General features: G+C 31.7%; 26 protein-coding genes. 17 read left to right on the forward strand and 9 right to left on the reverse strand.

Annotation, left to right across the window (positions count from 1 at the left end; all coding sequences use genetic code 11):
• Window positions 1-300: 300 nt before the first annotated feature.
• Entirely contained in the window at window positions 301-2,229 is a 1,929-nt protein-coding gene (locus IEU88_RS11740; protein WP_096808845.1) for an ABC-F family ATP-binding cassette domain-containing protein, read from the reverse strand.
• A gap of 151 nt (window positions 2,230-2,380) precedes the next feature.
• Between IEU88_RS11740 and IEU88_RS11745 the strand changes: the two genes are divergently transcribed.
• The 6 genes from IEU88_RS11745 to IEU88_RS11770 all read left to right on the forward strand — a co-directional run bounded on the left by IEU88_RS11745 (window position 2,381) and on the right by IEU88_RS11770 (window position 8,433).
• On the forward strand, window positions 2,381-3,022 hold the full coding sequence (locus tag IEU88_RS11745; RefSeq protein WP_103373154.1) for a redox-sensing transcriptional repressor Rex: 642 nt from the start codon (window positions 2,381-2,383) through the stop codon (window positions 3,020-3,022).
• A gap of 204 nt (window positions 3,023-3,226) precedes the next feature.
• Window positions 3,227-4,321, forward strand: coding sequence for a YeeE/YedE family protein (locus IEU88_RS11750; RefSeq protein ID WP_096808847.1), 1,095 nt, complete (start codon window positions 3,227-3,229; stop codon window positions 4,319-4,321).
• Window positions 4,322-4,348: 27 nt separating this feature from the next.
• Window positions 4,349-4,573 (forward strand): sulfurtransferase TusA family protein, encoded by a 225-nt coding sequence (locus IEU88_RS11755; protein ID WP_096808848.1) that lies wholly within the window; start codon window positions 4,349-4,351, stop codon window positions 4,571-4,573.
• Between the two features lie 371 nt (window positions 4,574-4,944).
• Complete coding sequence (locus IEU88_RS11760) at window positions 4,945-5,907, forward strand: LacI family DNA-binding transcriptional regulator (protein WP_096808849.1); 963 nt, start codon at window positions 4,945-4,947, stop codon at window positions 5,905-5,907.
• Between the two features lie 78 nt (window positions 5,908-5,985).
• Window positions 5,986-7,467 (forward strand): sucrose-6-phosphate hydrolase, encoded by a 1,482-nt coding sequence (locus tag IEU88_RS11765; protein ID WP_103373155.1) that lies wholly within the window; start codon window positions 5,986-5,988, stop codon window positions 7,465-7,467.
• Entirely contained in the window at window positions 7,468-8,433 is a 966-nt protein-coding gene (locus IEU88_RS11770; RefSeq protein ID WP_096823774.1) for a carbohydrate kinase family protein, read from the forward strand. It begins immediately after the preceding gene.
• A gap of 203 nt (window positions 8,434-8,636) precedes the next feature.
• Here the strand turns inward: IEU88_RS11770 and agrA are convergent, their stop codons facing one another.
• The 6 genes from agrA to IEU88_RS11800 all read right to left on the reverse strand — a co-directional run bounded on the left by agrA (window position 8,637) and on the right by IEU88_RS11800 (window position 13,717).
• A complete protein-coding gene (agrA, locus tag IEU88_RS11775) occupies window positions 8,637-9,353 on the reverse strand; it encodes a quorum-sensing response regulator AgrA (protein WP_096808852.1) in 717 nt (238 codons plus the stop codon).
• 12 nt (window positions 9,354-9,365) lie between these two features.
• Window positions 9,366-10,661, reverse strand: a complete 1,296-nt coding sequence (agrC, locus tag IEU88_RS11780) for a quorum-sensing sensor histidine kinase AgrC (RefSeq protein WP_103373156.1) — start codon at window positions 10,659-10,661, stop codon at window positions 9,366-9,368.
• A gap of 25 nt (window positions 10,662-10,686) precedes the next feature.
• Window positions 10,687-10,824 (reverse strand): cyclic lactone autoinducer peptide AgrD, encoded by a 138-nt coding sequence (agrD, locus tag IEU88_RS11785; protein WP_103373157.1) that lies wholly within the window; start codon window positions 10,822-10,824, stop codon window positions 10,687-10,689.
• A gap of 2 nt (window positions 10,825-10,826) precedes the next feature.
• Window positions 10,827-11,396 (reverse strand): accessory gene regulator AgrB, encoded by a 570-nt coding sequence (locus IEU88_RS11790; RefSeq protein WP_103373158.1) that lies wholly within the window; start codon window positions 11,394-11,396, stop codon window positions 10,827-10,829.
• Between the two features lie 745 nt (window positions 11,397-12,141).
• Complete coding sequence (locus IEU88_RS11795; protein ID WP_103373159.1) at window positions 12,142-12,927, reverse strand: carbon-nitrogen family hydrolase; 786 nt, start codon at window positions 12,925-12,927, stop codon at window positions 12,142-12,144.
• A gap of 160 nt (window positions 12,928-13,087) precedes the next feature.
• Window positions 13,088-13,717 (reverse strand): nitroreductase family protein, encoded by a 630-nt coding sequence (locus IEU88_RS11800; RefSeq protein ID WP_096808857.1) that lies wholly within the window; start codon window positions 13,715-13,717, stop codon window positions 13,088-13,090.
• A gap of 191 nt (window positions 13,718-13,908) precedes the next feature.
• On the opposite strand from IEU88_RS11800, the gene IEU88_RS11805 reads away from it, so the two are divergent.
• Entirely contained in the window at window positions 13,909-15,675 is a 1,767-nt protein-coding gene (locus IEU88_RS11805; protein ID WP_103373160.1) for an SdrH family protein, read from the forward strand.
• 206 nt (window positions 15,676-15,881) lie between these two features.
• Here IEU88_RS11805 and mroQ read toward each other — a convergent pair whose 3' ends face one another.
• Window positions 15,882-16,625, reverse strand: coding sequence for an intramembrane glutamic endopeptidase MroQ (gene mroQ / locus IEU88_RS11810; protein WP_096808859.1), 744 nt, complete (start codon window positions 16,623-16,625; stop codon window positions 15,882-15,884).
• Between the two features lie 175 nt (window positions 16,626-16,800).
• Between mroQ and groES the strand changes: the two genes are divergently transcribed.
• The 3 genes from groES (at window position 16,801) to IEU88_RS11825 (ending at window position 19,634) form a co-directional block, all read left to right on the forward strand.
• The gene (gene groES, locus IEU88_RS11815) at window positions 16,801-17,085 is read left to right on the forward strand and encodes a co-chaperone GroES (protein WP_096808860.1); all 285 of its coding nucleotides are present in this window, start codon (window positions 16,801-16,803) and stop codon (window positions 17,083-17,085) included.
• A 52-nt stretch (window positions 17,086-17,137) separates the two neighbouring features.
• A complete protein-coding gene (gene groL / locus IEU88_RS11820) occupies window positions 17,138-18,760 on the forward strand; it encodes a chaperonin GroEL (protein ID WP_096808861.1) in 1,623 nt (540 codons plus the stop codon).
• A 406-nt stretch (window positions 18,761-19,166) separates the two neighbouring features.
• Complete coding sequence (locus tag IEU88_RS11825) at window positions 19,167-19,634, forward strand: DinB family protein (protein WP_096808862.1); 468 nt, start codon at window positions 19,167-19,169, stop codon at window positions 19,632-19,634.
• A gap of 46 nt (window positions 19,635-19,680) precedes the next feature.
• Here the strand turns inward: IEU88_RS11825 and IEU88_RS11830 are convergent, their stop codons facing one another.
• Entirely contained in the window at window positions 19,681-20,973 is a 1,293-nt protein-coding gene (locus IEU88_RS11830) for an aminotransferase class I/II-fold pyridoxal phosphate-dependent enzyme (protein WP_103373305.1), read from the reverse strand.
• A gap of 199 nt (window positions 20,974-21,172) precedes the next feature.
• Here IEU88_RS11830 and IEU88_RS13730 point away from each other — a divergent pair, with 199 nt between their 5' ends.
• The 7 genes from IEU88_RS13730 (at window position 21,173) to pmtD (ending at window position 25,408) form a co-directional block, all read left to right on the forward strand.
• The gene (locus IEU88_RS13730; RefSeq protein WP_096808864.1) at window positions 21,173-21,271 is read left to right on the forward strand and encodes a Trp-rich small protein; all 99 of its coding nucleotides are present in this window, start codon (window positions 21,173-21,175) and stop codon (window positions 21,269-21,271) included.
• A gap of 233 nt (window positions 21,272-21,504) precedes the next feature.
• Window positions 21,505-21,699 carry an SE1626 family protein gene (locus tag IEU88_RS11835; protein WP_096808865.1) on the forward strand — a complete coding sequence of 65 codons (195 nt, stop codon included), beginning with the start codon at window positions 21,505-21,507 and terminating at the stop codon, window positions 21,697-21,699.
• A gap of 147 nt (window positions 21,700-21,846) precedes the next feature.
• Window positions 21,847-22,227: a PSM export ABC transporter transcriptional regulator PmtR gene (gene pmtR / locus IEU88_RS11840; RefSeq protein ID WP_096808866.1), complete on the forward strand. Its 381-nt coding sequence runs from the start codon at window positions 21,847-21,849 to the stop codon at window positions 22,225-22,227.
• The gene (pmtA, locus tag IEU88_RS11845) at window positions 22,224-23,111 is read left to right on the forward strand and encodes a phenol-soluble modulin export ABC transporter ATP-binding protein PmtA (RefSeq protein ID WP_103373596.1); all 888 of its coding nucleotides are present in this window, start codon (window positions 22,224-22,226) and stop codon (window positions 23,109-23,111) included. The genes pmtR and pmtA overlap by 4 nt, the downstream gene beginning before the upstream one ends.
• Before the next feature lie 15 nt (window positions 23,112-23,126).
• Window positions 23,127-23,789, forward strand: a complete 663-nt coding sequence (gene pmtB, locus IEU88_RS11850; protein WP_096808868.1) for a phenol-soluble modulin export ABC transporter permease subunit PmtB — start codon at window positions 23,127-23,129, stop codon at window positions 23,787-23,789.
• 18 nt (window positions 23,790-23,807) lie between these two features.
• Window positions 23,808-24,680, forward strand: coding sequence for a phenol-soluble modulin export ABC transporter ATP-binding protein PmtC (pmtC, locus tag IEU88_RS11855; RefSeq protein WP_103373597.1), 873 nt, complete (start codon window positions 23,808-23,810; stop codon window positions 24,678-24,680).
• Complete coding sequence (gene pmtD / locus IEU88_RS11860; RefSeq protein ID WP_096808870.1) at window positions 24,680-25,408, forward strand: phenol-soluble modulin export ABC transporter permease subunit PmtD; 729 nt, start codon at window positions 24,680-24,682, stop codon at window positions 25,406-25,408. The genes pmtC and pmtD overlap by 1 nt, the downstream gene beginning before the upstream one ends.
• Window positions 25,409-25,485 lie beyond the last annotated feature (77 nt).

The raw sequence follows: 25,485 nt of genomic DNA on the forward strand, positions 1-25,485 counted from the left end.
AAATGGATTAATAAACAATTAGTTAAATTAAATAAACTTTGCTAGATGTCAATAGGGAACGTGCGTACTTATCAACAGTTAGTGTACAACCTGTGGATAAGTAGTGTGTATGTGTGTGGATATGACTTGTTATCTGAAAATTCAATACAAAATGGTATTGCTTTTTTCTTGTGGATAACTAGGATAACTCTGTGGACAGCTCTCGTTATAAGGTTTATCGCTGTTAATAATTCGAGTGTAAAAAAACATAAAAAATACGGAAAATGATAAAATCATTCCGTATTTTTGAGTAGTTCATAATTATATTAACTTTTCTTGTAATTCTGTCCATTTAGACATCACTTGTTCTAATTTTTGTTCGCTTTCTTCTTTTTCTTTGGCTAAACGACTTGCTTCTTCAGGATTGCTATATATATCTGGTAAGGTTAATTGTTCGTTAATTTCACCAATTTTACTTTCGTAGTTTTCTATATCAGCTTCAACTTGTTCGATTTGCCTTTCGATTTGCCGCTGTTCTCGTTTTTGAAGTTTTTGATCAAAATAATTATTATTTTGCGTGGTGGTTACTTCAGATTGCGTCGGAGTTTCTTGTTCTTTTTTGGCTTGGATAGCTGCATTTTCTTCTTTTTTTTCAATGAAATATTGATAATTACCTAGATACATTGTGCCGCCCTCATGATCTAAATCATAAACTTTATTTGCCAGTTGATTAATAAAATAACGATCATGGGAAACAAATAATATGGTTCCTTCAAAATGATCTAATGCTTGTTCGAGCATTTCTTTCGAATCTATATCAAGGTGGTTAGTTGGCTCATCTAATATAAGGACGTTGTTGCGTTCGAGCATGAGTAACGCTAATTGTAACCGGGCTTTTTCACCACCCGAAAGATCGTTGATAATTTTTTTGACATCTTCTTGGACAAATAAGAAACGACCCAACACTGCCCGAATATCTTTTTCATTCATTGAGGGATATTGATCCCATAGATAATCGAGAATCGTCTTGTTTGATTTGAATTCAGCTTGTTTTTGATCATAATAACCTATTTTTAAATTGGCACCTGTAGTAATTTGCCCAGCTAATTGAGGCTGAATGCCTGCAATTGTCTTGATTAATGTAGATTTACCAATACCATTGGGCCCAATAATGGCTATATGATCTCCTTTAGAAACTTCAATATTAATCCCCTTAGTGATAGCTTGTTCATAGCCAATTTCTAAATTTTTTATATGGAAAACATCGTTACCTGTGTTTCTATCAAAGTTAAATTGGATATTCGCACTTTTGGCATCAATCATTGGTTTATTGATTCTTTCAATTTTTTCGAGCATTTTTCGACGACTTTTTGCCATGCCAGTAGTTGAAGCACGTGCAATATTTTTTTCTACAAAAGTTTCTAAGCGTTTTATTTCAGCTTGTTGACGTTCGTATTCTTGCATGCGTTTTTCATAATATTTATCCCTTTGTTCAATGAATTGTTTGTAATTACCTACATAATGCTGTACATCTCCGAGTGCAACATCATAGATTTGGTTTACAATTTTATCTAAAAAGTATCTGTCATGGCTGATGATTACAATAGCGCCTTTAAAGTAATTCAAATACCCTTCTAACCATTGCGTGGTCTCCATGTCTAAATGGTTCGTAGGCTCGTCTAATAATAATAAATCAGGTTCGCTAAGGAGCATTTGGGCTAGTGAAAGTCTTGTTTTTTGACCTCCGCTAAAATCATTAATAGGGCGGTTGTAATCTGATTCAGTAAAATTCAGACCATGAAGCACTGTTTTGATTTTACTTTCGTATTGATATCCATCTTGTTGTTCAAATTCATTTGATAAATATTCATAGCGGTCAATATGTGTTTTATATTCTTCTGTATCATATTCATTTGCATGTTGCGCTAACCAATCTGTTTCTTTTTTCATTTCATTTTCAAGTTGTTTCATACTCTCAAATGGTTTAGACATTTCTTCAATAACAGTTTGATTTGTATTTAATGTCATTTGCTGTGTTAAATAGCCGAGTTTTAAATTTTTACTCTTTGAAACATGGCCACTATCATAATCTTCGACGCCAGCAATAATTTTCATTAAAGTAGATTTACCAGCACCATTGCGACCGACTATACCAATACGTTCGCCTGTTTTAACTTCAAAATCTACGTCATTAAAAATATCTTCTCCGTCGAATGATTTTGTTATATCATTTAGTTGTAATAATATCATCCGATTTTGCACCTCTCTATCCATTATCATTCTACCGTATTCTAAGCATTGTTAAAACTATCAGTGTTTATTTTTAGCATGTATTAATGTATAATGTTGTAGTAATTATAAGATTAATTAGTAATAGATCATAGTATAGGAGGACAAGATCTTGGCTAACCAAAGCGAAAAGATTCCTCGTGCCACATTGAAGCGTTTACCGTTATATTATAGATTTGTCAATACATTAAAATTTAAAGGTATAGACAGAGTTAATTCTAAAACAATTAGTGAAGGATTAAATATTGATTCTGCAACAATACGTCGTGATTTTTCTTATTTTGGTGAATTAGGCAAAAAAGGATATGGCTATAATATTGACAGTTTATTACATTTTTTCAAAAATGAAATTAGTGAAAATGATGAAATTAAAATCGCCATCGTGGGTGTAGGAAACCTAGGTAAAGCATTATTAACATATAACTTTTCTATTCATGATGAAATGACCATAACGGAAGCTTTTGATATACGAGATGAAGTGATCGGTACTGAAATTGGGCAAGTTACTGTGAGTCCATTTTCGAAGGCTACTGATATATTAAAACAAGAACAAATAGATGTTGTGATTTTAACAACGCCTGAAGATGCTGCACAACAAGTTGTAGATACTTTGGTTGATGCTGGCATTAAAGGCGTGCTCAACTTTACACCAACACGTGTGTATACACCAGTAGATGTTCAAGTCCACCATATTGATTTGGGAATTGAGCTACAATCTTTATTATTCTTTATGAAAAACTACAGTAATAAATAAGATTTTAAAGCACTGAGCTTTTTATAGATGTAAGTCACCAATCATGACGATACATTTATAAAAAGCTTTTTTATTTTCCAAATAGTTTCATATTTAATTAGTGAATTTATACTTTTTTTAAATTATTAATCATTAAAGGTTGAAATTTCCATATAAATCTAATATGATAATTCATATTGATTTTATCGGAAAAGAGGTAATGTTATGACGTGGTTAATAATCAGTGGATTGGTCGTGGGTGCGCTTCTAGGATTTGTCATGCAACGTACACGATTTTGTCTTGCTGGCGGTTTTAGAGATATGTATATTCAAAAAAGTAACAAAATGTTCTACGCATTATTAATAGCGATATCTGTACAAAGTATTGGCTTATTAATATTGACTTCCACTGGATTAGTACAAATTCCAGAATCAACATATCCAATAATTGGAACGGTAATAGGTTCATTTATTTTTGGGATTGGTATCATATTAGCTGGTGGTTGCGCCACTGGGACATGGTATAGAGCTGGAGAAGGATTGATTGGAAGTTGGTTAGCACTTATCGCATATGCATTTACTTCTGCTGCTACTAAATTTGGTTTATTGTTACCTTTAATGGACGGGGTTAATAAACCAACTAATGTAAATACTAGTATGTCACAAACAACTGGTATTCCAACTTGGGTTTGGGTTTTGTTATTAACGATTATAACTATCACATTTGTTGTGAAAACATTGCGTAAACCAAAACCAAAAGTTGCAGTTCCGAAATTAAAGCAAAAATTTACAGGCGTTCGTCATTATTTATTTGAGAAAAAATATCATCCATTTGTAGCAGCTATAGCAGTTGGTCTCATTGCACTTTTAGCATGGCCTGTCAGTGAATCTACAGGAAGAATGTATGGTTTAGGAATCACAACGCCATCTGCAAACTTAGTTCAATTTTTCGTAACTGGAGACCTTAAGCTTTTAGATTGGGGTGTTTTCCTTGTCTTAGGAATTTTTGCTGGTTCTTATATTGCAGCCAAAGGATCCAAAGAATTTAAGTGGAGATTACCAGATAAGAAAACAATTCGTAACAGCATTATTGGCGGTGTTTGCATGGGCTTTGGTGCATCAGTAGCTGGCGGTTGTTCAATAGGAAACGGATTAGTAGAAACAGCTACAATGTCGTGGAAAGGTTGGATAGCACTTGCTTCCATGATATTAGGTGCATGGTTCATGAGCTACTTTATATTTATCAAACCAATGAAAAAAGCACAAAAAGTAGAAAAATCTGCGAAGCATACAGTTTCAACGCAAACTCAAACGACTTAAGATTTTAACTTAAAGGAGGAATTAATTATGGTACATGAATTAGGAACAGTAGGAATGGTATGTCCCTTCCCTTTAATTGAAGCACAAAAGAAAATGAGTACATTGGAAAATGGTGAGGAGTTAAAAATTGACTTTGATTGCACGCAAGCAACAGAAGCGATTCCAAACTGGGCAGCTGAAGAAGGTTATCCAGTGACTAATTACGAACAGCTAGATGATGCTTCATGGACAATTACAGTTCAAAAGGCATAATGCTTTTCAATAAATAGTCGGACTGAAATATAGATGTTCATGATTGAAATAAAAATCTGGGTTTATTCCAAGTGAATAAAGCCAATTTTTAAATAATATATAAACACCTTCGTTGGATTCATAATAAAATGAATTTATACGAAGGTGTTTTTCTACGTTAAGTGTTCAATTTTTGAAGACAATTTATGATAATTAAATATAGATAGCACAATGGTTTATTATATTGGCAGGCGTTTATTGAAACAAATATCTTAAGCACAAGCGTTTCTTAGCCAACATAGTTCATTTTATTTTTAAATAGTATTTAAAGCGGTTGCAATATGATAAAATAGATGATGTTTACAATAGCAAATTAATGAGAGTGAAAATTTATGAAAAACATTGAAGACATTGCAAAAATTGCTGGTGTATCTAAAAGTACAGTTTCTAGGTATCTAAATAATGGTTCAGTCAGTAATAAAACAAAACAAAAATTAGATAAAATTATCAGTGAAAATAACTACCAACCCAATCAATTTGCACAAAGTTTAAGAGCAAGAAGGACGAATATGGTAGGTGCGATTATCCCACGTATGAACTCTTTTGCTGTTGATGAAACTATTCAGGGTGTTAAAACAATTTGTGATAATTTAAATTATAGATTATTACTTAATTACACAAATTTAGATATTGAAAAAGAAATAGACGCGTTAGAAACCTTTAATAGAAGCAAAGTAGATGGCATCATTTTTATGGCTACAGAAATCACTGACCGACATTTAGAAGTGATTAATAAAATAGATGTACCAGTCATCATCGTTGGGCAAGCACATACTGATTTGAATTGTGTTATTCATGACGATTATCGAGCTGGTTATTTAGTAGGAAAATATATTGGAGAAAAGGGTTTTACGTGTGTTCAGTTTTTTGGCGTTACAGAAAGCGATGAGGCAGTTGGCATACAGAGGAAAGAAGGGCTTATAGATGGTTTGAAAGTAAATGGTGTAATGCCTCAAATGACATTAACCTCATTCAATTTTAAAGAAGCAATGCCAGATGTAAAGAAAACACTTAATGCATCGCCAGACTTAGAAGTAGTTATAGGCGCGACAGATTCTATTGCATTAGCAGTGCATAAAGTGATTTCAGAACAATCAAATCAAATGTTTAATCCAATGGTTGTTGGATTTGGTGGCGATCCAGTTACTGAAATTGTCTCCCCATCAATCCAAACTGTGCTATATCACTTTGAAGAAGCTGGTGAAGTAGCTATGAACCAGTTAGAGAAACTGATTCAACACGTTCCAGCAGAGTCTAAAATATTAATTGATGTCAGTCTGTCATTTAAAATATAAACAATCGATGGTATGATAAATTATATTAAGTGGAACCGGTACCAAAATCCGAAAGAATTTGCAATAGGAGGAAAAACAGTGCGTGAATGGACAAGAGATGAACGTTATCAACGTTATGAAGATATGGATCAAGATACAATAAATGAATTAACAGAACGTGTTAATCAATCCAAATATAGACAATTATTTCATATACAACCGAAAACAGGACTATTAAACGATCCTAATGGACTTATTTATTTTAACGGAGACTATTATATTTCTCATCAATGGTTCCCTTTAGGACCTGTTCATGGTTTGAAATATTGGTATACATATACAAGTAAAGATTTAATCAATTTTGCCGATAAAGGTATTTCATTAAAACCAGATACAAAAGATGATAGTCACGGAGTGTATAGTGGCAGTGCGTTTGTTTATCAAGATAACTTATATTATATGTATACTGGCAATCACAGAGATGAAGACTGGAATCGAAAATCAACACAACATATAGCTAAAGTGCATAAAAACGGTGAAGTACATAAATTTCCTAAAGCTGTGATATCGGGACCTCCGTCAGGTTATACACAGCATTTTAGAGACCCAAAAGTGTATGTTAAAGATGGGATTTATTATGCCTTTATTGCTGCTCAAAATGAGGAAGGGTTCGGCCGAATACTCCAATATCAATCCAAAGATATTGTTAATTGGACGTTTCAAGGTGAAATTCAAACAAAACTAGATGCCTTTGGATATATGTGGGAATGTCCAGACTATTTTAATTTAGATGGCTTTGATTTATTATTATTCTGTCCACAAGGTGTTGAACCAGAAGGAGAGAAATTTAGAAATATATATCAATCTGGTTATATCATGGGCCAATACGATATCGAAAATTTAGATATGAATCATGGAGATTTTCATGAATTAGATTATGGTTTTGACTTTTATGCACCACAAACTTTTACAGATGCTTCTGGAAACAGAATACTAATAGGGTGGATGGGTTTGCCAGAAATAAATTATCCTTCTGACTCTGATGATTGGGCACATTGTTTAACAATCCCACGTATTTTGTCCATTGAGCAAGGCAATTTAAAGCAACGTCCAATTAAGGCCCTTCAACAATTGAGATCTAATAAGGAAACAGCGCTAGGTTATGCAAATAAATTTACACGTTTTTTGTATCCATATGAAGGTAAACAATTTGAGTTAATCATTGATATTTTAGAAAATGAAGCTACTGAGATCTATTTTGAAATCAGAGCATCTAAATTACAATCGACACTCATCACTTATAATACGAAAACAAGAAAAATCACATTGGATCGCAGTGAAAGTGGTACATTGCCAGAACCAGTTGATGGAAAAACACGAAGTACCTATTTAGATAAGCCTTTATCTCAATTGCAATTATTTGTTGATACTTCAAGTATTGAACTATTCTGTAATGATGGTGAGCGTGTGATGACTTCAAGAATTTTTACGGATGATGAAGCCATAGGTATAAAAGCTTCTACGGAATCTGGACAAGTATTTCTTAATTTTACAAAATATGATTTAAAGGATGATAAATAAATGAAACGTTTACTTGCAATAGGAGAAGCACTAATAGATTTTATCCCTGACCAGAAGGACTCAAAATTAAAAGACGTTGAAGGGTTTACAAGGCAGGTAGGGGGCGCTCCTTGCAATGTTGCTTGTACGACGACAAAATTGGGCGGACAAGCTGAAATGATAACGCAATTAGGCACCGATGCATTCGGAGATTTAATTGTTGAGACAATAGAAGAGATTGGTGTCAAAACTGATTATATTCAGCGTACAAATGAAGCAAACACTGCATTAGCATTTGTAAGTTTAACTAAGGACGGTGAACGAGATTTTTCATTTTATCGCAAACCATCTGCAGATATGTTGTATGATGCTAACAATATAGCACATATCACAGTATCGGAAAATGATATGCTACATTTTTGTTCAGTAGATTTGGTAGACAGCCCAATGAAACAAGCGCATAAAGCATTAATAGATAAGGTTAAATCAGTAAATGGTACTATTATTTTTGATCCTAATGTACGTTTACCATTATGGGACAGTGAAGCGGCTTGTAGAGCAGCCATTCATGAGTTTCTACCATTAACACATATTGTGAAAATTTCTGACGAAGAATTAACATTTGTAACAGGATTTGAAGATGAACAAAAAGCGATCGCATGGCTGTTCCAAGGCACTGTTGAAGCGGTCATTTATACTAAAGGTAGAGATGGTGCTGAAATTCATTTAAAAGATGGCACAGTCATTAGTCACTTAGGATATAAAGTACAAGCAGTAGATACAACAGGTGCTGGCGATGCATTTATAGGTGCATTAATTAATAGATTATCAGTATCTCAAATCAATAACCCTATAGAAGCTTTGAAAACTGAAGGCGAAACAATGCTGCAATTTAGTAATATAGTAGCTGCAAAAGTTACGACCAAATACGGTGCAATCGGTAGTATCCCCACTTTGGATGAGGTAGAACAAGCATTAAAAGGTTAAAAACAAAGGCTTAGAACGAAATGAGTATATATTTAATTCAATAAGCTATTACCAATATAGTAAACATTAAGGTTAAAACAATTCATTTTGATATGCTCTCTTTAAAGAAAGCATACCATTTTGTGTCTCAATCTCTACAACTATAAAAAATAGCTATGAAAAATCAATCGTCATTGATTTTTCATAGCTAAGTTTAGTATGTATTAAATTTTTTTTACATTACGTACGGAAGCGTAACAGTGTTCGTTATTTTTAAAGTAAACAATACGTGATTTAGAATCAATAGATTCAATATTGTGCCTGTTAATAACGAAACTATTATGGCATCTGAAAAAGCGTTCATCTAAATTGTCGATTGCTTTCAAGTTACCATAGAATTCAATTTGTCTATTATCTAAATGGGCAATTAAACGATGAGAATTAGAGGAAGACTCAAAGAACATTACATCATCGTATTGTACATAAACAGAATTGCTTCCCCGTTTTAATTCAATTGTTTCTACAGTACTTTCTTTAGAAAGTAATTTCAATCGTGTTTCAGAAGTTTCAAGACAATCAATAACTCTTGATTTCAATTCATCAGGATCATCCTTGAAAATAAAATCCATAGCCGCAACTTTATAAACAAATGTCAGATAGGTCAGTTCACTATGACTAGTGACGAAAATGATATTACTGACTGGATCATATTTTCGGATTTCGCTCGCTAATTTAATACCATTAATATCAGCTTCTAATTGTATGTCTAGAAAGTAACAACCGATATCTTTAAGTTCCTTTGCATGTTCCAATACCTCATAAGGATCAGAGGTTGCTACTTCAATTTCCATCGGTTTTTCTTCTATCATGATGTAATTATTGATAATAGAAACCAAATTTTCACGTTGTCTCTCATCATCTTCACAAATGAATATTTTCATATATACACATCCTTATGAATCTGAATTTAATATTTCTACTTTTTGAATAAAATAGTTATTATCAATGGTCGTATCTAATAAAACATTGGAAGTTGCATCGGTTATTTCTTTTAGGTTAGATAAACCTAATCCTCGGTTTTTACCTTTTGTAGAATAATTTTCTTGGAATAATGTATGTACCCTAGGCATATCTGGTTTACATTTATTCATAACAATAAATGTCACAGATGCGTCTTCATTTTTAATAAAAGCAATACGAATTAAAGGATCTTCTTCAATTTTTTCTGATGCCTCAATCGCATTATCTAGTAATATACCAATCACTCTACTTAAGTTGATAATCGGCATATCAATTTTTTCAATTGGCTCAGGCACCTCAATGCTTAGTCTAATGTTTTTTTCTTGTGCTTGTAAAATTTTAGTAGTTAATAAACCTTTAATTTCACGAACTTTTAAATTTTCAATACCATTAATTTTGAGTGACTTCATTTGCATATTATCTTGCATCGGCATAATTTCTTCATTGAAATATTTACGTAGGCCTTCCATATCATCTTCTCTTATAAAATCAGATAAAGTTGAAAGTATATTAACATAATCATGTCGAAATTTACGCATTTCATTATTAATTTCTTCGATTTGCAACGTATATTTATAATAATTTTCAATTTCTTGCATATTACGCTTATACTGGATTTGGCGAATAATACTAAAAGAAATGGTAACAATTAAAATCGCAGTAGTAACAATTACGACTGCATACATAATTGAAATAAATTTAGCATCACCAAAAGTTACATCTTGTTGTGGTAAATAAAAATACATTAACCCTAAAATCGTTAATAAAAATAAACTAACTAACGTTAAATATATTTTGTTTAACGATAAATCTGAAAAAGATAAGCGTTTAATAAAAAATTTAGCAATGTACGTATAAATGATTGAAGCAATTGTAAATATGATTACAAAAAATATAGTGAAAGCATTATCAATTGACACCAAATCTACAAGCAAAGTACTTAACCATAAACTTGTAAAATTAGCCATATATAAAATGAAAAAGCAAATTAAGACAGAAACTATACCCATAAATTTCTTTTTAAAATACATAAATACTAAACTACAAACAAAAAGAAATACTACTGCTTGTGTATTCACAAATACGAATAAAACAGTAGAAGGGATTATTATCCCAATAATTGAAATATAATCCCTTTTAGTATAATTTATGCCATTAAAAAGTTTCAAATTGTAAAATAAAATAATTACTTGCAATAATGATAAAAATACTGAAATTAACGCTGACATATTATACACACTTTCTAACCAACTATTATTCGTATAGGTTTGTTAATTCTTTAGGTACTTCAGGTTCATCTACGTAGCCACCACAAGGGTTGACAGTTGAAATAGCACCTATAAAAGCAAAAAACTTCGCGAAAATTGTTAAAATTGATCCAAAAATATTCATAATTAATCATCCTCCTTAGGAAAAAATATTGGGAGTTGCAAGATAGATATAATAATAATTCCAAGTAACATTAGTTGTTGATAAGGCTCATTTAAAAAGATTGAAATTACCAACAACAGTAACGTTACACTTGTTGCCTTCATCTTCTTACCTTTTCTTAGCCGTTCTGGAATAGGTTGCTTTTTAGTAATAGATGGTGCGTATATTATAATTATAACTAAACCTATAACAGCTAAGGGGTACATTACCAAAGATGATATTTGTATATACCCGATTAACCAAGGTAGTAAAATAAAATAAATCAGACTTTCTAAATAACAAGTTAAAGAATTTCTAGCATGCGCGCCGTGCGCAAAATGCCTAATTATAAAAAATGATAAGTGGACAGTTAGTGTGTATAAAAATAGATGACAAAGGATAGAAACGCCATAAATTACAACCGTTTTAAAAAAATTGTTTACAAAAACTTGCATGCCTAAACGCATTTTTAAATATTCTATATGATCTAAGTTGTTGCGTTTTTGTAAGCTTCGTGCTAAGTTTTCGATTTTGTTGTCAATTACCTTTAACATGGCTTTTCTCTCCTCACTCGTATTATACAATTTTAATTATATTTTAGGCGTCTCATTGCTTAAGTGTATATTTTGAATTCCTAACTGTTTGAAATTCTTATCTTCTTTATTTTAACATACAATTCTTAACGAATAAGTATGAAATATTACGAGTTAGGGAATATCTCACGCAATTAAACAGATATATGGTTAAATATAATTGTATCACAAAGAAGTGATAACATTGCTTGAGTCATTTTAACTGAATCGTTTAAATGACTATATTGATTAGACTTATGAGCAGGAGTCTAATTAATACAACTAAAAATTGTAACTGTGCTTTCTTCGTATAGTTATTGAAGTTACAAGTTTAGTTATCGTTTTCAGTTCTTTGAATACGGACAAGAGGAGGCTGATGTAGTGACAAGAACCTTTTCAGCAATAGCTAGTGATTTCGTAAAATAGTACTAAATAAGTACACAACTCGCTTAATTCTTTAAGCAAATCCCTTATTTGTATTTGTAGACCTTTCCCAGTCTCAAATCCAATTCAATTTTAACATTGTCTATAACAGAGACAAATTAAAATTAAACATGTAAGCTATCGTAAACATCATTCAATTTATCATTTTAATCGATAAATTCACTAATTTTTTTCATAATTAATAACATCCCCAAAAATAGATAGAGAAATAACTGTATAAAACATTCCCTTAATAATAAGTTACAAAACCGTGAGTCCCTCCCAAGCTCACGGTTTTTTATATTCATTTATAAAGATGAGGTCTCAAATTTTTAAAAACTGGTATTGATTCACGTTGTTTAGATACTTCATTTAAATCTAAAGAACAACTTAGTTGTCCTTCTTTATCGTTGAGTTGGTCTATCACTTCGCCATTAGGATTAATAATAATAGAATTGCCCGCATACTCGGTTTTACCATCATCACCACAACTATTGCAACCGATAACGAACATATCATTTTCAATTGCTCGTGCTTTCAACAGCGCAACCCAATGATCTAATCTAACACTTGGCCACTGTGCTACATAAATTGCTATTTCTGCGCCTTTACGTGCTGGATAACGTAGTAATTCAGGAAAACGTAAATCATAGCAAATGATTTGTGCAATTTTTACTCCATTCGAAAGTGAAAAGGGTTCAGGAACAGCATTACCTGCACTCATATAGAGTGGTTCATCTAACATAGGAACAAGGTGTACTTTATCGTAACTATTAATGAGATAACCGTGTTTAGATACTGCAAAGGCAGTATTATAAATATCTTCTTTCATACTGTTTGATACAGAACCCGCAACGATATCAACATGATATTGTATCGCTAATTTTGATATAAATTCAAAGCTTCGTGATAATTGTTGATCAGCAAGCTTATTTAATTGAGGTAGGGCATAACCGTTATTCCACATTTCTGGTAATACGACAACATCTGTTTCTGATGTCACATATTTAGAAAACCAATTTTTAATTGTTTCTTCATTTAATGAAACATTAGATGGTTCAATTTTAAATTGAAAGACTTCTATATTCATCTCTATCGCCCCTTAATTTAGTATTAAAGTTAATATACTAAATATTTTTAGAAAATTCAAAATTTGTTTAATAAAAAAAACTGACAGGGAAGTTTAACAACTTACCGTCAGTTATAAAAATTATAAAAATTTAATTCTATTAACTAGCATATGAGTTTAATTATTTTCTAATAAGGAAACGTTTGCTTACATCATTAAATTCTTTTTCGCCAGCTTCTTCACGGACATTACCGAAAGGCATTTGTCCCACAAGTTTCCAAGTTTTTGGAATATCAAATGCTTCAGCAACGGCTACATCTACAAGAGGGTTGTAATGTTGGAGAGAAGCACCAATGCCCTCAGTACTTAATGCTGTCCAAATTGCGAATTGGTGCATAGCATTTGTTTGATTAGACCAAACCGCAAAATTTTCTGCGTAGTTTGGCATTTGATTTTGTAAACCTTCGATTACTTCTTCATCTTCAAAGAATAAAATAGTGCCATGTGAATGTTTGAAGTTGTCAATTTTGTCTGCAGTAGGTTGGAAATCACGGTCAGGGCCCATTACATTTTTAAGTTCTTCTTTTGCGATTTCCCAAAATTTATCATGATTATTATTCAATAATAATACAACGCGTGTTGATTGTGAGTTAAATGAAGATGGTACATGTTTAATAGCGTGTTCAATTATATTTTCAACTTCTTTATCAGAAATTGAAATTTCTTTATCTAAACTATATACTGTGCGTCTAGTTTCTATAGCATTTTGCAATGCATCTAAATCTTTTGATTTTTTAGTGAAAATTCCCATTATGATAGCTCCTTTAATAATTCAAATTATATACCTAGTATAAATATTATATCAGAGTTTGTAAATAGGGTTTTTACAAAAAATTTCAGATTTATTACTTTTTCCTTTCAAAAAGCATCTAACTAATGAAAAAAAGTATGCTTTCTAATATAATAAAACTGAATGTAAAATGAATAATCGGAGGTGAGAGAATGAAAAGGTATAAAACAAATAAACTGTTAGTTTCTGGCTTCGCTTTTGCTGTAGGAGCTACTTTAATGTCTAAACCTATTCTAGCCGAAGAAGAAAATAAAGATACTAACAAAAATAACAATTTATCAATGAATTTAGCCAAAGATATTAGCGATAAAAATAAGGCGGTAAATTCAAAGTTTATGCCTTCAGTTTCTGACCTTTATGCAACAAACTATAATACAGAAAATACAAATTCGAATGTTGATGAAGCAACTGCTAATATAAATAATGCTTCAACGGATATACCAAATCAAGATGTAAATGATGGTACAAATGAAGGCACAAATGATTCAACAAATTCGAATCAACCAAACGATAATGGCGAAAGCACATCCAATAATCCAGATGAATCAAATGATGAACATATACCGATCAATTCAGATAATACAAACGATGATAGTACTTCAAACTCAGATATAAGTGACGATACAAATTCGGATCAACCAAGTAATGACGGCGGAGGTATGCCGAGCGATTCAAATAATTCAAATGACAATAATAGCTCAAATTCGGATGAATCTGATGACACAAATCAAGGCACAGATGATTCAAACAATTCGGAACAACCAAATAATGGTGGTGGAGGTACGCCAACAAATCCAGATAAACCGAATGATGGAAACACCTCAAATCCGAATGAACCTGGCGACACCAATGAAGGCGCAGATGATTCAAACAATTCGGAACAACCAAATAATGGTGGCGGAGATACACCAACAAATCCAGATAAACCGAATGATGGAAACACCTCAAATCCGAATGAATCTGGCGACACCAATGAAGGTGCAGATGATTCAAACAATTCGGAACAACCAAATAATGGTGGTGGAGGTACGCCAACCAACCCAGACAACTCGAATGGCGAGGGCACAACAAATCCAAATGGCGTAGGTAATACAAACGAAGGGGCAGGTAATTCAACTTCCTCAGGTCAGTCGTCTAACTCCAATAATCTTAATAACCCTTCGAAGCCTAATAATGAAGATGATAAGGGCGATATCGGTGATAATTATCAACGAATACAACCAAATAGGCCTTCAAACCCATCACGACCTAATGTGCAAAGATCAGTTGAAAATGAAAAGTCTAATGGTCAGCAAAACAACATTACACAAAGGTCTCATTCGAATAACCAACATAGCGAATTAAACTATGGTAATTTACCAGCTAATGAAAGTACAAAACAAGCATCCTCAAATATAAATAATGAACATCAAATTTTAAACAGATTTAGCCAAATGTCTACTGGATCTTTCAAATATAATCCTTTTGTTGTGAATCAAGCAAAACAATTAAACGATAATCAAGATGATGTTTCGAACAAAGAAATTTTATCAATGCTTAGACCACACAAATTTGATGATAATAGTTTTTTAAACGAGTTACAAAAAGGCACAAATTATTTTAAGTTCCAGTATTTTAACCCGTTAAAATCACAAGATTATTATCAAAATTTAGATAATCAAGTATTAGCATTGATTACTGGAGAAATTGGTTCAATGCCAGATTTGAAAAATCCAAAAACCAAAAATGCTTCAGGCAAATATGAGTATCACTCAAGTAGTGATGAAGAAATAACCGAGACTACAAAAAGAGATGCCCAAAATACCATTGATATCAAATTTGAACGCACTTTATTTGCTTTAATCACAGCGATTATTGTAATTTTTGTAGGTGTACTGGTTGGATATTTTGTTCATCGTAAAAACAGCAAAATAAAATAAATACAGTCATTAATTGAATTGACATAAAAAAAGAGATGAAAGAAAAACCTAATCTAGAAAAAGTTTCGTTATCCTTCCTAAGCGTGGATATCAAAATTGAAACAATGATGTTTTTGGTTTAACCACATGCTTTTGATATCAATAAAGAGCCTGAGACAATCGTTGTCTCAGGCTCTTTTCTTAATATATTTTGTCACTCCAATAATCTAAATAATTAAATTAAAGATAAATGAAGCTGTTTCTTGTAATTCTTTTATTTTTTCTGGCCCTACTAAAACTTGAATGATAACTACAAAACCGTTTTGCATCATATGTACAACAATTGGCACCCATATACGTTTTGTAAAAGCATATAAACCTGAAAAAATCATTCCCATGCCAAAGTAAATTATAAAGAAAGCAGGGTCGCCATGCGCAGCACTAAAAATAATAGAACTTACGATTGAAGCTACAATGAATCGTAACGCTTTACTACCCTTCATAAGGTTATACAATTCACCGAATATAACTTTTCTAAATACATATTCTTCAAGAATAGGCCCTACTACTGAGATTAAAATAATAAAGACAGGTATTTCTTGGGCTACTTTCATTAATTGTTCAGTGTTAGGGCTTGATTTAGGGCCACCTAGAACATACATATTGATAATGCCGGCAATAATTTGATAAAACATAACACATACATATCCAATTAATGACCATAAAATTGCATAACGTTTCTTTTCCTTATGCTGTTGTTCAAGCTGTGTAGGATTAGAAATAAAGTTGTTGATAATAATGATGATAAATGCTGCAATAATAAATAAAGTTACTTGTGTATAAATATTAGCAAATGCTAATGATTTACCACTTAGATTGTTAAAAAAGCCTGCCATATGAAAAAATAAAACACCATATTGTGCAAGGCCATAAATAATTAATGTCAATATGGATACCCACAAACGAGACATAATGAACCTCCAAAAATAGTTTATACTCTATTTTAGCGCAAATTAGTTTTTCATACAAAATAAACAGTGATGGTTTTAACTTGAAATATTGACCAACTTTGATTATTATAGAAAGTAGATTAGCACTCTGATTAACTAAGTGCTAAAGATTTTTAATTCTAAGGAGGAACAATCAATGTTAAAACCATTAGGTAACCGAGTAATTATTCAAAAAATAGAACAAGAGCAAACAACAAAAAGTGGTATCGTATTAACAGATAGCGCTAAAGAGAAGTCAAACGAAGGTACGATAATTGCAGTAGGTGCAGGGCGTATTTTAAAAGATGGTTCTCGAGTTGCTCCTGAAGTAAACGAAGGCGATAACGTTGTATTTCAACAATTTGCCGGTACTGAAGTTAAACGTGGAGACGAAACTTATTTAATCCTTAATGAAGACGATATTTTAGCAATTATTGAATAGAAAATAAAAAATTAACTTTATAAAATACTAACAACATGGAGGTACGAGAAATATGGCTAAAGATTTAAAATTCTCTGAAGATGCACGTCAATCTATGCTTAGAGGTGTAGACAAATTAGCAAATGCTGTCAAAGTTACAATTGGACCAAAAGGACGTAACGTTGTATTAGATAAAGAATATACATCACCATTAATTACAAATGATGGGGTAACAATCGCTAAAGAGATTGAATTAGAAGATCCATATGAAAATATGGGTGCGAAATTAGTACAAGAAGTAGCTAATAAGACAAATGAGATTGCTGGCGATGGTACTACTACTGCAACTGTATTAGCACAAGCAATGATTCAAGAAGGTTTGAAAAACGTAACAAGTGGTGCTAACCCAGTTGGTTTACGCCAAGGCATTGATAAAGCTGTTGACGTTGCAATTGAAGCATTACATGAAATTTCACAAAATGTGGATAATAAAAATGAAATTGCACAAGTTGGTTCTATTTCGGCAGCAGATGAAGAAATCGGTAAATATATTTCTGAAGCAATGGAAAAAGTTGGCAATGATGGCGTTATTACTATTGAAGAATCAAGTGGTTTTAACACAGAACTAGAAGTGGTTGAAGGTATGCAATTCGATAGAGGTTATCAATCACCATATATGGTAACTGATTCCGATAAAATGGTTGCTGAGCTAGAAAGACCATACATTTTAATTACAGATAAAAAGATTTCATCATTCCAAGATATCTTACCGCTATTAGAACAAGTAGTTCAATCTAATCGTCCAATTTTAATTGTAGCTGATGATGTAGAGGGCGACGCATTAACAAATATTGTTTTAAACCGTATGCGCGGCACGTTTACTGCAGTAGCTGTAAAAGCACCCGGATTTGGTGATCGTCGTAAAGCAATGTTAGAAGATTTAGCAATCTTAACAGGTGCGCAAGTTATTACAGATGATTTAGGTTTAGAGTTAAAAGATGCATCACTTGATATGTTAGGTACATCAAATAAAGCTGAAGTTACTAAAGACAATACTACAATCGTCGATGGTGATGGCGATCAAAATAATATAGATGCAAGAGTAAGCCAAATCAAAGCTCAAATTGAAGAAACTGATTCAGATTTTGATAGAGAAAAATTACAAGAACGTTTAGCTAAATTAGCAGGTGGCGTTGCAGTAATTAAAGTGGGCGCAGCAAGTGAAACTGAATTAAAAGAACGCAAATTACGTATTGAAGATGCTTTAAACTCTACTAGAGCTGCTGTGGAAGAAGGTATCGTAGCAGGCGGTGGCACAGCATTTATGAATATTTATGATAAAGTATCTAAAATTGAAGCTGATGGCGATGTAGCTACAGGAGTGAATATTGTCCTGAAAGCTTTAGAAGCACCAGTTCGTCAAATAGCAATAAACGCTGGTCTAGAAGGTTCAATTATAGTTGAAAGACTTAAAAATTCAGAAGTAGGTGTCGGTTTTAATGCGGCAACTAACGAATGGGTTAATATGCTAGAAGCTGGAATTGTGGACCCAACAAAAGTGACACGTTCATCGCTTCAACATGCAGCAAGTGTTGCAGCAATGTTCTTAACTACTGAAGCAGTTGTAGCTAATATCCCAGAAGAAAGCGGTAATGACCCACAACCAGGCATGGGTGGTATGCCAGGTATGATGTAAAATAACCATTCAAGGCTGTTATATCAATATTTAGGTTGTTGACATGACATCATTTTACGTAAAAATTTTAAAATAATGCTTTATTGACGTTTCTCATTAGATTATCAAACTTTTGAGAAACGTTTTTTAATTTTAATCCTGAAACATGCTTTAATAAATAAGAACATGAAATAAATCATACCCTGGCTATCCATATGATAATTTTATCAGTAGTAATGGTGAGAAATGTGTAGAAACAGGACGATTTAGGAAATTAAAATTATTTGAAATTTAATTATAAATTTAGATGAAATGAATAATTAATAAATAAAAGGGTAGAGAGTGAGTGTACATTTTAGATAACTCTTGAAACGTTAAAGGAGTGTCTTGTACGTATGATATATCTAATTGTGGAGGGAGTTTAATTATGACAAAAAAATCAGTATACGATGTGATTGATATGGGCATTAATTATCTTATTTCAAATTATGAAAATTGGAATAATGATCAAGTGTTAGATGATAAAATTGATTTATTTCCAAACACGATACATTGGCAATATGGTCATGTATTAACTATATTCGAAACAGCTTTATCTTTATATGATAAAAATACAGTGGATATAGAGAAATATACAAAACTGTTTGGTTATGGTTCTTCACCGGAAAACTGGGAAGACGAAACAGTACCAGATATTAATGAGATATTAGATACGTTACAAACATTGCCTGAACGTTCTAGAAAACTTACAGATGAAGAATTAGAAGCTGAGTTGACTGAAACGATTGCAGGTTGTAGTACATTAGATGAATTATTAGTACTAAACGCGATTCATATCCCGTTACATGCCGGTAAAATTGAAGAAATGTCACGTGTCTTGAAACAACAACAATAAAAAAGAGATGAAATTGCTTTTTAGCAATTTCATCTCTTTTTTATTGTTAAGCATTTTGTAGATCTTCAATGCCTTTTGCAATGGAATCAAAAACATGAGGTATATCATTTTTTTCAACACAACTGAAAGCAATTCTAATGTCAGAATCATTTAATGCGATGATGCCGATTGAATATTTTTCAATTAAATGTTTACGTAATTGTTCTGGGTTAACGGCTTTAACTTGGAGCGCCATAAAATAACCAGAGTTAAAATCATATGGTTGCCAGTATGCTGCATATTTTTCATCATAAACAACAGATTTTGTAACACGGTATCTATCGTTTAGCGTATTAATATTATTTTGAATCTCTTTATCAAATTCATCATGATTTTCAAGAACATATTTAACAGCGCTTTGTGATGGCATTGGGCCGCTCGAAATATTGCTTCTTATCAATCCTTTTACTTTGGCTTCTAAAACTTGTTTGGTAGTATCGTCTTCAACGCCAAAGCTGATAAATCCTACTCTTAAGCCCCATGCAAAAAATTCTTTAGTAGCGCCATCCAAACGGATTGGTAATAAGTTTGATAAATGTAAATTCGTTAATGCAGTAAATAGAGATTGTGTGTAAACATCTTCATAAAATAAACCATAGTATGCGTCATCTACTAACGCAATTACGTTTGTCCCACGTTCAGCAAGTGATTTAATTGCATCAACTATGATGGTTGCCTCATCTTTTGTAGGTGTGTAACCAGTTGGGTTATTTGGATAATTTAAAATTAAAACAACTTTTTCTTTATTGTATTGTTCTAATGTATGAACAAGTTGTTCAGTAGTAAAATGGCCATTCTCATCAAAGATGTCATACGTTTCAATTTCAGCGCTGTATCTTGTACTATATACAAGTTTATAATTACCCCAATTATGTGATGGTAATAAAATCGTATCGCCGCTATCAACGAACATATCTCCAACTAGGGATAAACCATGTGTCAATGCATTGGTAACGATAGGTCTAGACATGTCATTAGAATTTAAATCAGGGTTTTCTTTCAACATTTTTTGTTGCCACAAGTCGCGCAGCGTCTCTAAACCTTGAGGTGGAGCATAGGGGAAAATTTCATCTGGTTCTAAATGATTGAACATATCGTTTAATGTTTCAGCATACATTTTACTATCTTTATATGTTGCCATACCGATTGTAGCATTATACTCAGTAGCTTTTGCTTCAGCTGATTGTGATAAAATACCTTTTGGATAATACATTAACTTTCCAAGATCAGAAAGCATGTCAGCAATTTCTGGGCTGGATTTAGATAATTGCTCGTTTAAATCTAAAGCTAAAGGATTCATAGTTGGTCAACCTCTCTTTACTTTTTTAAATGATATATCTATATTATCTTGAAATAGGTTAAAATTAAAGTGTTGCACGTGTTTTATAAGAAAATTGTAAAATTATAGTTATTTATACGAACACATGTTCTATTTTATGTTAGAATATAAATAGGCCATCAAATTCCTACATGGTACTTTTTTCTGTGGGGGGTGTAGTATGGTTACGTGGTGGCAAGAAATCATAGTTACGTTATTAACAGGTGGCTTGCTTGTTGTATTTCGAGTTTGGTTAGAAGACAAATGGAAAAACAAATAGGTGGCCTTACACAAAAACCCCAAGTCTGCGGTACCAGACTTGGGGTTGTGTAGTATAATCCGTGGATGCAATATATATTTTATCATCGTAAAGTAGAAACTGCAAACAATATATTTTATTGCGCGTAATAGAAATTAGTAACTAGAAAATGGTAAATACGCATTATACTAATGTAATGCTTTTAGAAATTAAAAGAAAACTTTGGTACAATGTAGTTATTTGGGGTGAGTATAGTGAAACATTTAACAAAAATATTTGTGATTATTGCTATCATATTATTTATTGTTGGCTACTATTTACAAGCTACAGGTCATGAAAATTCTGGAATTAAATTACTAATTGCCGCGATTATGTTTATGGTTTGTGCATTTATAAATAGAAGTAATGATAGACGAAAAAGGAATAATCAACATAATAAAAAGAAATAATTTTAAAAAGCTATAAATGAGTGTATCGCATAGTAAATACATTTATTTATAGCTTTTATTTCGTTTTTAATTTTATTACAAATTTTTCTTTACAACTGTGTGTATATTGTATATATTGTGTATATACAGTTATGGGGGAGGACGTTAATGAAAATACTTTTGAAAAATAGTAGTGAAAGACCGATTTATGAGCAAATTAAACAACAAATAAAAGAAAATATTTTAAAAGGCTACGTTGTTCCTGGAGAACATTTACCATCCATGAGAGAGTTAGCATTAGATTTAAGTGTGAGTGTGATTACCACAAAACGTGCTTATGAAGATTTGGAAAAGGATGGTTTTGTTTTTACTATTAGAGGTAAAGGTACATTTGTAAAAGAACAAGATAGTTCAATATTAAAAGAAAAACAGTTTATAGTCATAGAGTCTTTAGCTAAATCGATGAGTAAAGAAGCTAAGACAATAGGGATGTCATTGTCTGAATTACAAGAGATCCTTACTTTAATCTATGAGGAGGACGAAGAATGAATGTTATAGAATTGAAAAATGTTCATTATCAACATAAAGCATTTCAATTGAACGATATTACTTTTCGTGTACCTCAAGGTTTTGTAACGGGATTTATTGGTGCTAATGGCGCAGGAAAAACAACTATCATTAGGTTGATTATGGATTTAATTGAACCTCATGATGGTGATATATTCATTTTTAATCAAAAAATGAAAAATAATGCTGTAGCTATTAAAGATAAAATTGGTTTTGTTTATTCAGAATTATATCTTAATGATAAATGGACAATTAAAAAAATTGAAAATTATATTGCTCCTTTTTATAGCCGTTGGGACCATGAGACCTTTAAGTATTACATTGAAAAGTTTGGTTTATCTTTTAATAAAAAAATTAAAACTTTTTCAACTGGTATGAAGATGAAATTATCTATAGCGATTGCGTTTAGCCATCAAGCTGAATTATTTATATTTGATGAGCCAACTTCTGGGTTAGACCCAATTATTAGAAATGAAGTTTTAGATATAATACAAAAAGAATTAATTGACGAAAGAAAAACCGTTTTTATATCCACACATATCATTTCAGATTTAGAGAAAATCGCGGATTACTTAGTTTACATTAAAGATGGCCACATCGCTTTAGGTGATTTTTTAGATAATATTTTAAAGCAATTTCAAATTGTTAAAGGTGATCCTCAACAAATTGATGAAGAGTTAGTTCAACTCACACATTATTTTGAAAGAAATAAAACAGGATATACTGCTTTAACCACACAAGCCAATGTATTTTATGAAATATTCGGGAATTCTGTTACAATTACTACTCCTACAATTGAAGATTTAATGGTTTATCTCGAAAAAGGGACCCGAAATAATGAGTACGATCGTTATGAAAACGAATAATACGGGAGGTCTAAGATGAAAAATTTACTTATTCGAAATCTTAAGTTGCGTAAATGGACAATTGCTATTTATACCGTTTTACTCGTTGCGTCTCCATTGCAGCTTGTGTTGGACTATCATACCAATTTAGCTAAAGTATTATACTCTACACTTGGAATGATTTTAGTAGCCATTTCAGTGTTAGATTCTGGTCATGTCTTTCGATTTAATAGTAAATTAGGACATAAACATGCATATCATTTTTTTGCCAGTTTGCCAGTTTCTAAACTGTCTTTACTTAATGCCAACTATCTCACAGTAATTATTTTCACTTTAATTGGTGCCGGTATTTTATCTTTATATGGTGCAACAAATAATGATTTTTCAAAGGATGCAATTAATATTAATTTCACATTGCCTTTCTCATATATTGCAATTAATTTATTTGCAATCCCAATAGGGTTTAAGAAATACACTGAACAAAAGTCAGAATATATTTCTTTCATTCCTTATATATTAGGTATGCTGATTTTTATTCCGTTTTTAATTGCGATAATGATTATTGGATATTCCTTATTATTCAATTATAATTTTGAGCATTTTAAGTATTTTAAAGATAGCTTTAACTATGGCTTTTTAGCTCTAAGCATTATATTTTTTGTGATAAATTATATAATTCAATATAGAAAATTAACTTAATTTTAAAGGAGGCGTACTATGCAATTAAAAGAAATTACGAAAACGTATGGTAGCAATAATGTATTAGACCATATTGATTTTGACTTCGGTCATAGTCAAATTGTAGGTTTAATAGGAAAAAATGGTGTAGGTAAAACAACACTGATGAAGGTCATGAATGGCAATATTGTTAATTACAAAGGAGAGGTACAATTAAGTAATAAAGAAAATATAGGCTACTTAATTGAACATCCGAAATTATACGATAATAAGTCTGGCTTATATAATTTGAAACTGTTCGCTAATGTGTTAGGCAAAGGCTTCGATAAAAAGTACGCTGACCAAATCATTGATGCTTTTGGAATGCGCAATTATATAAAAAAGAAAATAAAAAAATATTCAATGGGTATGAAACAAAAGTTAGCAATTGCAGTTTCTTTGATGAATAAGCCTAAATATTTGATCTTAGATGAACCAACAAATGGTATGGATCCGGATGGTTCTATAGATGTTTTAACAACTATTCAATCACTCGTACAAGAACTAGATATGAAAATATTAATCTCTAGTCATAAACTTGAAGACATCGAATTAATTTGTGATAGAGCTGTATTCTTACGGGATGGTACCTTTGTACAAGATGTAGATATGAAAGAAGGCGCACCCACTGATTCTACAGTGCTACATCTTGAATTAGAAGATTTTGATGAAGGGTTAGCTTACTTAAATGAACATTTTGATGTTTTACAGTCACAAAAAGAGAGTGGAGAAATTATATTGAAAGCACAAAAAAATTATAGAAATATTCTCAAAGGACTGGCTAGTAAATCAATATTCCCTAAATATATTGAAACACGTAAAAGTTCTTTACGTGATACTTACTTTAATATAAATCAGAAAGGCGGCCAATAATGAATAGCATTCAACTTGTAAAATATGACTTGATTAGTATTTTTAAAAGTCCATTGACTTATTTAGCGTTACTATTGACTATTTTGCCAATGATTGGATTTACAATTCTATTTGTTCAACAATCTGACGAAATGAATGGAAATACATTACTTGCGATAGGTAGTTGGTTCTTTTCAATTATGGGCTTGCTTTTTGTAATTAAAACCATTACACGCGATATATCTCAAGGAACAATACAATTGTATATGAATAAGACATCGAGCCGTGTAGGTTATGTTATTGCAAAAGTAATTTCTATTATATTAATAGCAATATTAATAACAGCGATACTTGTGATTTTCATTTTAATTGTTCAAGGTATTGTAGACGGTGAAAATGTTAAAACTGAAAAAATCTTTGAATTACTTTGGTTTTTCTTAATGTTTCATCTATTCTTTGGTTTATTATTATATTTATTTGCGCTAATCGTACCTAAAACAGCGCTTATCTTTACTTTGGGTATTTTCTTAGTATTAATTGTGCCGTTTGCGGAACCATTTTTACCAATGATTCCAAAAATTGGAGACAATATTCAAGATGCATTAAAATATATCCCATTTAGTTATTTAACATCGAAAACAACTACTGGGGATTATACGTTTTCTAATTGGCAATGGTTTATAACATCAGCTTCTATTGTTATTTTATTTATCATCAACTTGTTCTATGCATCTAAGAAAGATATTTAATATAAATAACCGAAATTAAAATTTTTTTAAAAGACGTATGAATTGCGGTTATATTAGCGCAATCCATACGTCTTTAG

Source organism: Staphylococcus nepalensis (assembly GCF_014635045.1).
GTDB lineage: Bacteria > Bacillota > Bacilli > Staphylococcales > Staphylococcaceae > Staphylococcus > Staphylococcus nepalensis.

What these genes read in the sequence shown, in the direction of transcription:
- IEU88_RS11740 (WP_096808845.1), bottom strand. Translation starts at nt 2,229, where the DNA reads ATGATATTATTACAACTAAATGATATAACAAAATCATTCGACGGAGAA.
- IEU88_RS11750 (WP_096808847.1), top strand. Translation starts at nt 3,227, where the DNA reads ATGACGTGGTTAATAATCAGTGGATTGGTCGTGGGTGCGCTTCTAGGA.
- IEU88_RS11755 (WP_096808848.1), top strand. Translation starts at nt 4,349, where the DNA reads ATGGTACATGAATTAGGAACAGTAGGAATGGTATGTCCCTTCCCTTTA.
- IEU88_RS11760 (WP_096808849.1), top strand. Translation starts at nt 4,945, where the DNA reads ATGAAAAACATTGAAGACATTGCAAAAATTGCTGGTGTATCTAAAAGT.
- IEU88_RS11770 (WP_096823774.1), top strand. Translation starts at nt 7,468, where the DNA reads ATGAAACGTTTACTTGCAATAGGAGAAGCACTAATAGATTTTATCCCT.
- agrA (WP_096808852.1), bottom strand. Translation starts at nt 9,353, where the DNA reads ATGAAAATATTCATTTGTGAAGATGATGAGAGACAACGTGAAAATTTG.
- agrC (WP_103373156.1), bottom strand. Translation starts at nt 10,661, where the DNA reads ATGTCAGCGTTAATTTCAGTATTTTTATCATTATTGCAAGTAATTATT.
- agrD (WP_103373157.1), bottom strand. Translation starts at nt 10,824, where the DNA reads ATGAATATTTTTGGATCAATTTTAACAATTTTCGCGAAGTTTTTTGCT.
- IEU88_RS11790 (WP_103373158.1), bottom strand. Translation starts at nt 11,396, where the DNA reads ATGTTAAAGGTAATTGACAACAAAATCGAAAACTTAGCACGAAGCTTA.
- IEU88_RS11795 (WP_103373159.1), bottom strand. Translation starts at nt 12,927, where the DNA reads ATGAATATAGAAGTCTTTCAATTTAAAATTGAACCATCTAATGTTTCA.
- IEU88_RS11800 (WP_096808857.1), bottom strand. Translation starts at nt 13,717, where the DNA reads ATGGGAATTTTCACTAAAAAATCAAAAGATTTAGATGCATTGCAAAAT.
- IEU88_RS11805 (WP_103373160.1), top strand. Translation starts at nt 13,909, where the DNA reads ATGAAAAGGTATAAAACAAATAAACTGTTAGTTTCTGGCTTCGCTTTT.
- mroQ (WP_096808859.1), bottom strand. Translation starts at nt 16,625, where the DNA reads ATGTCTCGTTTGTGGGTATCCATATTGACATTAATTATTTATGGCCTT.
- groES (WP_096808860.1), top strand. Translation starts at nt 16,801, where the DNA reads ATGTTAAAACCATTAGGTAACCGAGTAATTATTCAAAAAATAGAACAA.
- groL (WP_096808861.1), top strand. Translation starts at nt 17,138, where the DNA reads ATGGCTAAAGATTTAAAATTCTCTGAAGATGCACGTCAATCTATGCTT.
- IEU88_RS11825 (WP_096808862.1), top strand. Translation starts at nt 19,167, where the DNA reads ATGACAAAAAAATCAGTATACGATGTGATTGATATGGGCATTAATTAT.
- IEU88_RS11830 (WP_103373305.1), bottom strand. Translation starts at nt 20,973, where the DNA reads ATGAATCCTTTAGCTTTAGATTTAAACGAGCAATTATCTAAATCCAGC.
- IEU88_RS13730 (WP_096808864.1), top strand. Translation starts at nt 21,173, where the DNA reads ATGGTTACGTGGTGGCAAGAAATCATAGTTACGTTATTAACAGGTGGC.
- pmtR (WP_096808866.1), top strand. Translation starts at nt 21,847, where the DNA reads ATGAAAATACTTTTGAAAAATAGTAGTGAAAGACCGATTTATGAGCAA.
- pmtA (WP_103373596.1), top strand. Translation starts at nt 22,224, where the DNA reads ATGAATGTTATAGAATTGAAAAATGTTCATTATCAACATAAAGCATTT.
- pmtB (WP_096808868.1), top strand. Translation starts at nt 23,127, where the DNA reads ATGAAAAATTTACTTATTCGAAATCTTAAGTTGCGTAAATGGACAATT.
- pmtC (WP_103373597.1), top strand. Translation starts at nt 23,808, where the DNA reads ATGCAATTAAAAGAAATTACGAAAACGTATGGTAGCAATAATGTATTA.
- pmtD (WP_096808870.1), top strand. Translation starts at nt 24,680, where the DNA reads ATGAATAGCATTCAACTTGTAAAATATGACTTGATTAGTATTTTTAAA.